General features: G+C 72.7%; 4 protein-coding genes. 2 read left to right on the top strand and 2 right to left on the bottom strand.

All coding sequences use genetic code 11. The annotated features are described in order from the left end of the window. Positions 1-3,881: DEAD/DEAH box helicase (locus tag R2N01_RS10690; protein ID WP_316671017.1), on the bottom strand; the 3,881-nt coding region annotated here is incomplete at its 3' end. A gap of 53 nt (positions 3,882-3,934) precedes the next feature. Further along, entirely contained in the window at positions 3,935-4,129 is a 195-nt protein-coding gene (locus R2N01_RS10685; protein WP_316671016.1) for a DUF3046 domain-containing protein, read from the bottom strand. Between the two features lie 224 nt (positions 4,130-4,353). On the opposite strand from R2N01_RS10685, the gene recA reads away from it, so the two are divergent. Together recA and R2N01_RS10675 are read left to right on the top strand one after the other, a co-directional pair. After that, a complete protein-coding gene (gene recA / locus R2N01_RS10680) occupies positions 4,354-5,421 on the top strand; it encodes a recombinase RecA (protein ID WP_316671014.1) in 1,068 nt (355 codons plus the stop codon). Continuing rightward, complete coding sequence (locus tag R2N01_RS10675; RefSeq protein WP_316671012.1) at positions 5,418-6,041, top strand: regulatory protein RecX; 624 nt, start codon at positions 5,418-5,420, stop codon at positions 6,039-6,041. The genes recA and R2N01_RS10675 overlap by 4 nt, the downstream gene beginning before the upstream one ends. Positions 6,042-6,292 lie beyond the last annotated feature (251 nt).

Genomic DNA, 6,292 nt, shown 5'->3' with positions numbered 1-6,292 from the left:
AAACTGTCGGACGTGGCCAGGCCCGCCCAGACGAGTTCCCACAGGGCGTCCTGCGCGGCCGCGGCGCTGGTGCCCTCGTCGGCGAAGTCGACGCCGCGCCAGGCCCCGCCCGCCTCGAGGCGGGCGAGCACGCGTTCGGCCAGGTCGCTCAGCCGGGTGCGGTCGCCGGACTCGGTGGGGGCCAGGTCGGCGGGCCACAGGCGAACCCAGCCGTCGTTGGCGCCGATGGGGCCCGCGCCGCTCCAGACCGCCTGGCCGGAGCCCAGCAGCTGATCGAGCAGAGCCGGACGATAACCGGGCACGCGGGCGGGCAGGACGGCGGTTTCGAGCATCGAGGCCGGGATGCGGTAGCCGGCCAGGGCGTCGACCGCGGTGAGCAGCCGCTGGGCGGCCTCGGCGTCATCCCCGGCCGGCTCGCCGGGGGTCGGGAGCTGCTGCCAGGCGTCGAGGAATCGGGCGAACTGGCGCTGCTCGACGGGCTCGACCCGGGCGCGGAGTCCGGCCAGGGTACGGCGCTTGAGCACCGTCAGGACGTTGTGATGGATGTACTGCGGGCCGTCGCCGGTCAGCGCGCTCAGGGCGTCCCCGCTCTCCGGGGCGGCGGGGAAGAAATTCCCGGCCACCAGCGTGCCGTCGCCGGTCAGGCGTGCCATCGTCTGGACGGCGGCCGCCACGGCGAGCCCGTAGCGCCGGGCGAACGAGTCCGCCGTCACGACGGCATGGCGCCGCGACCAGCGTACGGCCAGATCGGCCAGCGCCCGGGCCTCCTCGCGCACCTCGCCCGCGCCGATACCGGTGGGGACCGGGACGCCCAGTCCGTCGCGCAGCAGGCCCGCATCGGTGTCGACGCAGTACATGGGCGTGCCGCAGATCCGCACCCGCGCCAGCCGGTACGCGCCGACCAGCTCGTCGATCCACGGCCCCGGGTCGGACCGGCTGCGCGCCGCGCACTCGGCGCCGGTGAACGGCCCGGCCATGCGGATCTGCTCCCACAGCTGCTCTGCGCTCCCGGCCCTGAGGTCGTCGGTCAGATATTGCAGTTGGGCCTCGTAGGCCGTCGCGACCTCGTGGTCGATGAGCTCGCCGGCGCCGTCGCGCCCGAGGAGCTCGGCGAGTACGCCGGAGTCGAGGCTGAGGGCGGCGAGACGGCGCTCGACCAGCGGCTGGTCGGTGTCGTAGACGAACTCGCCGACGTATCCGAAGAGCATGTGACGCGCGAAGGGCGAGGCCTGGGCCGTCTCGACGTCGACCAGGCGCACCCGGCGCGCCGCGATGTCGCCCATCAGCCGTACCAGCGCGGGCAGATCGAAGACGTCCTGCAGGCACTCGCGCATCGCCTCGACGACGATCGGGAACTCGCGGTAGCCGGCGGCGACGGCCAGCAGTTGGGCGGCCTTGTGGCGCTGCTGCCACAGGGGCGAACGCCGGCCGGGGCCGCGGCGGGGCAGCAGCAGGGCGCGGGCCGCGCACTCGCGGAACCGGGCCGCGAACAGGGCCGAGCCGAAGACCTGCTCGGTGACGACGGACTCGACGTCCTCGGCGGGGACCACCAGCAGGGACGAGTCGGGCGCCGCCGTGTCGGCGTCGGGCAGCTGGACGATGATGCCGTCGTTGGTGGCGTTCACATGGGCCTCGACGCCGTAGCGGTCGGCGAGCCCCGCCTGGATCGCCAGCGCCCATGGGGACAGGACGCTCATGCCCAGCGCGCTGTGCACGCAGATGCGCCAGTCGCCGATCTCGTCCCGGAAGCGCTCGACGACGATCGTGCGGTCGTCAGGCACGGCGCCGGTGGCCTCGCGCTGCTCGTCCAGGTAGGCCATGAGGTTGGTGCGGGCGTTCGGTCCGAGCCCGGAGGCCTCCAGGGCCCCGAGGGCGTCGGCGCGCTCCGCGGCGCAGAGCTCGCGGACGCGCGCCCCGATCGCCCTGCCCAGCTCGGCGGGGCGCCCCTGCGAGTCACCGCGCCAGAAGGGGAGCCTGCCGGGCTGACCGGGGGCGGGCGTGACGATGACCTGCGCCGACGTGATCTCCTCGATGCGCCAGCTGGTCGTGCCGAGCGTGAAGACGTCGCCCACGCGGGACTCGTAGACCATCTCCTCGTCGAGCTCGCCGACCCGGCGGCCCGGCTCGTGCCTGCCCGAGGCGTTCTCGGTGCCGACCAGGAAGACGCCGAACAGGCCGCGGTCGGGGATCGTGCCCCCGCTCGTGGCGACCAGGCGCCCGGCGCCGGCTCGTGCCTCGAGCGAACCGTTCACCCGGTCCCAGTGGAGGCGGGGGCGCAGCTCGGAGAAGTCCTCGCTCGGATACCGGCCCGAGAGCATGTCGAGGACCGACTCGAAGGCCGAACGGGGCAGGTCGGCGTACGGCTGGGCCCTGCGCACCAAGGCGTAGAGCTCATCGACCGCCGCCGCCTTCGGCAGGCAGGCCGAGACGATCTGCTGGGCGAGCACGTCGAGCGGATTGCGCAGGAAGGGGGTCTCCTCGAGCAGTCCGGAGCCCATCCGCTCGGCGATGACGGTGCAGTGCAGCACGTCGCCGCGCGAGGTGGGGAACACCACGCCCTGCGAGACCGCCCCGACCCGGTGGCCCGCCCGGCCGACGCGCTGCAGCCCGCTCGAGACCGACGGGGGAGCCTGCACCTGGATGACGAGGTCGACCGCGCCCATGTCGATGCCCAGCTCCAGCGAGCCGGTGGCCACGACGCAGGCCAAGCGCCCGGCCTTGAGATCGTCCTCGATCTGGGCGCGGCGCGACTTGCTGACCGAGCCGTGGTGCGCGCAGGCGATGATCGGCGCATCGGTGCCGTCCATGCCCTTGGACGCGGCCGAGGCGATCATCACCTGGGCGGGGGGCTCGACCGGTTCGTCGGGCACGCCCAGGTCGGCTGCGTGCAGTTCGTTGAGGTGGGCCGTGAGGCGCTCGGCGCTCTGGCGCGAGTTGACGAAGCAGATGGTGGAGCGGTGCGCGCGCACCAGGTCGAGGACCCGCCGCTCTATCGGGGGCCACATCGACCGGCGCACCGCACCGGCGGTCTGTTCGCCGGCGGGCTTCTCGACGCGCAACTGGGTCATGTCCTCGACCGGCACCTGGACGCGCAGGTCCCAGGTCTTCGTCGCCGGCGGGTTGATGATCCGCACCGGGCGGTCGCCGCCCAGGAACCGCGCGACCCGCTCGGCGGGCCGGACGGTGGCCGACAGGCCGATGCGCTGGAAGTCACCGCTGCGCTGCATCGCCGACAGGCGCTCCAGGCTCAGTGCCAGATGGGCACCGCGCTTGGTGCCGGCCAGCGAGTGGACCTCGTCGACGATCACCGTGTCGAGATCGCGCAGGGTACCCGCCACCCTGCTCGACAGCATGAGGAAGAGCGATTCGGGCGTGGTGATGAGGATCTGCGGGGGGTGGACGGCCAGAGCCCTGCGTTCTCCCGCGGGCGTGTCCCCCGATCGGACCGCGACCGAGACCTCGGGGGCGGGAAGGCCGAGCCGCTCGGCCGTGGTCGCGATGCCGCGCAGGGGGGCGGCGAGATTGCGCTCGACGTCGACGGCGAGGGCCTTCAACGGGGAGACGTACAGCACCCGCACGCCCCTGCGGTGGGCGGAGGGCCCGCGCGGTGCGCCGGCCGGCGTGCCCCCGGCGGGGGGAGCGACGAGCTCCTGCTGGGCCGAGGCCTCGCGCGACAGGCGGTCGAGACCGTGCAGGAAGGCGGCGAGCGTCTTGCCGGAACCGGTGGGCGCGATGACGAGCGCGTGCGCGCCCGAACCGATGGCGGCCCATGCGGCGGTCTGGGCCGGCGTGGGGGAGTCGAAGACGTCGCCGAACCAGGTGCGCGTGGCGGGCCCGAAGGCCTCCAGCGGCTCACCCGGCGTGCGCTCCGGTGCTGTCATGCGCACAAGTCTTGCGTCCGGCACCGACAAATCCTCCCGAGGCCCGCCGGGGGCTATCTCTGGTTGTCGGGCAGTTCGAGGAAGGCCCACACCGCGCGCCAGACCGTCTTGAAGGGGACGCCGGCCGCCAGGGCCTCACTGGTGGTGCGGTTGTCGAGATCGGCGAGCACGGTCTGGTCGGCCCATACGCGGGCGTAGTCGGGCCCCAGATGCCTCACCATCCGGCGCCAGAACTCGGTTTCACGCACCCGGCCAGCCTAGCGCCGGACCGAACGGGCCCGGGGGGCCGGGCCGTTCGCGACACGCGAGGCCGAACGCTGGAGTTCGAACGGGTGTTCGCATAAAGTGACTGCGGGCGATCTGGTTGTCCACGGGTCCGGGTCCGGTGAAAAATTGTCGGACCCAGTTCCTACAGTCAAGGCGTCGAGAGAGAACCCGTCGGCGCACCCCGACGCGAGGAGAGGAAACAGACATGGCCGTTGCAGATCGGCAGAAGGCGCTCGAGGCCGCACTCGCGCAGATCGAGAAGGCCCACGGCAAGGGCTCAGTCATGCGCCTGGGCGACCAGACCTTCGGGCAGATGGAGTCGATCCCCACCGGGTCGGTGGCGCTCGACATCGCGCTGGGCATCGGCGGACTTCCCCGTGGCCGAATCATCGAGATCTACGGCCCCGAGTCCAGCGGCAAGACCACGGTCGCTCTGCACGCGATCGCCAGTGCCCAGGCGGAGGGCGGCATCTGCGCGTTCATCGACGCCGAGCACGCCCTCGATCCCACCTACGCCCGCGCCCTGGGCGTCGACACCGACGCGCTGCTCGTCAGTCAGCCCGACAACGGCGAGCAGGCTCTGGAGATCGCGGACACCCTGGTCCGCTCGGGCGCACTCGAACTCATCGTCATCGACTCCGTTGCGGCCCTGACGCCGCGCGCCGAGATCGAGGGCGAGATGGGCGACAACCACGTCGGCCTGCAGGCCCGGCTCATGAGTCAGGCCCTCCGCAAGATGACCGGGGCCCTCAAGAACGCCAATACGACGGCGATCTTCATCAACCAGTTGCGCGAGAAGATAGGCGTCATGTTCGGCAACCCCGAGACCACCACCGGCGGCCGCGCGCTGAAGTTCTACTCCTCGGTCCGCCTCGACGTGCGCCGCATCGAGTCCCTCAAGGACGGCGGCGAGGTCGTCGGCAACCGCACCCGCGTCAAGATCGTCAAGAACAAGGTCGCCCCGCCGTTCAAGCGCGCCGAATTCGACATCCTCTACGGCAGGGGCATCAGCCGCGAGGGCAGCCTGCTCGACATGGGGGTGGACGCCGGCATCATCCGCAAGGCGGGTGCCTGGTTCACCTACGGCGACGACCAGCTCGGCCAGGGCAAGGAGAACGCCCGCGCCTTCCTGGTCTCCCACCCCGAGGTCGCCGGCGAGATCGACACCAAGATCCGCGTCGGGCTGGGACTCATCCCCGACCCGGACGTTCCCGAGGGTGTGGATCCGGCCACGGGCGAGGTGCGTGAGCCGGTCGAGGCCCGGGCCCAGTGAGTGACGCGCCCCTCCGGCGCCGGGGCGGCCGTCGCCGGAAGACCCCGGGGAACGCTTCCGGTGCGGGCGGGAGCGCCGGAGGCGCCCAGGGGGCCTCGGCCTGGGGGCCCGAGGGCGGCGTGGAGGAGGGCGGCGGCCCCGACGCCGACCCGATCGGGGTCGTCCGCGAGATCGCTCTTCGCCGCATGGAGCAGCGCGAGTGCTCGCGCGGCGAGCTCATCGACTACTTGGTGAGACGCCGGGGCTGCGAGCAGAGAGCCGCCGACGAGGTGCTCGACCGACTGGAGGCCGTCGGTCTGGTCGACGACGAGCGCTTCGCTGCCATGTGGGCCGAGTCCCGCCGGCGTTCCCGCGGGCTCTCCGCCAGCGCCATCGCGCAGGAGCTGCGCGCCAGGCGCGTCAACGACGCGATCATCGCCGACACGCTCGCCGCTTTCGATCAGGCCGGCGAATCGGCCGCCGCACTGGAGCTTGCGCGGTCCAAGGCGCGCACCATGAGGGGCCTGGACCGCCGCGTCGCGTACCGGCGCCTGGCCGGCGTCCTGACCCGCAGGGGCTATGGCCCCTCGGTGTCCGTCGACGCCGTCAACCGGGCGCTCGACGAGCTGACCGGGGGCTGATGCTCCACCCCGGCATGCGCCGCGCGGGCGCGGGGCCCTATTCTTCCGGGATGAGCGGGCGCTGCGCCCGCGCAGCGATACCCGCAGTGAGGCGAAGATGACGTCAGTGATTCTCATCGTGCTCATCCTGCTCGCAGCCGTTGTCGCCGTGCTGGGGGTCATCCTCGTACGGATGCTGAGCAGCACCGGTCCGGCCCGTACCGCGGATCGGCCGTCCGCCGGCGGCGAGCCGGCGGCGCGGGACGGCGGCC

Source organism: uncultured Propionibacterium sp., assembly GCF_963539965.1.
Taxonomy (GTDB): domain Bacteria; phylum Actinomycetota; class Actinomycetes; order Propionibacteriales; family Propionibacteriaceae; genus Propionibacterium.
Note: the sequence above shows the minus strand (reverse complement) of the source record. Positions and strands in the feature narration are given on the sequence as shown.

Excerpts from the sequence above, each read along its gene's own strand:
- recA (WP_316671014.1), top strand. The coding sequence starts at position 4,354 with ATGGCCGTTGCAGATCGGCAGAAGGCGCTCGAGGCCGCACTCGCGCAG.